The 570-nt window shown below is 59.1% G+C and carries 1 protein-coding gene; it reads left to right on the forward strand.

The genetic code is table 11. The features are described from left to right. Window positions 1-278 precede the first annotated feature (278 nt). A partial coding sequence (locus tag DJ75_RS11700; RefSeq protein WP_254921973.1) for a hypothetical protein occupies window positions 279-570 on the forward strand: 292 nt, incomplete at its 3' end.

Consider the following 570-nt stretch of genomic DNA (forward strand, 5'->3'; position numbering starts at 1 on the left):
GTCATGACCGGAGGTCGACCCTACCGGTTAAAATATCCCCCTTCCCGAATATTACGACTGATACCGTAAATCGTGCGCAGACGCCGGAGAAAGCCGCAATCCGGGATCCGGAGGCCGGTTCGGCCGACACCACCGAAAACCGGTGGACCGGAGACAGGCGGAGGACGGAGACGTTCTCGAAGTCCGTACATTCACACAAAATATACGTTCTTCTTACTATGAAAATAATTTATGTACCGTCCCGGAGTAGCCCTTGTTAAGGTGATAATACCATTCCCATGCGGCCCGAACTAACGCGCGAATTCGATAAAGACCTGCTTAACCAGCTCACAGGCCTCACGGGACTCGGATGGACCACGTCGGTACTGGGGTACCTGAGCAGCGTGATCGGCTACGGGAACGGCGTGATAACTCGACTCGTCGCCGAGCCGCAGTCGCTCCTCTACGTCGGCGGGAGTTTCTTCCTCCTCACGCTCGGGCTCGACCGACTACAGAGCAGAATCGCGACGGACCCGACCGGCGAGGAGAGCGGGGAGAGCGGCGTCCCGCGCGGCGGTCCACGCGACGGGG

This window comes from Halorubrum sp. Eb13 (genome assembly GCF_002252895.1).
In the GTDB taxonomy this organism is placed as follows: Archaea; Halobacteriota; Halobacteria; order Halobacteriales; family Haloferacaceae; genus Halorubrum.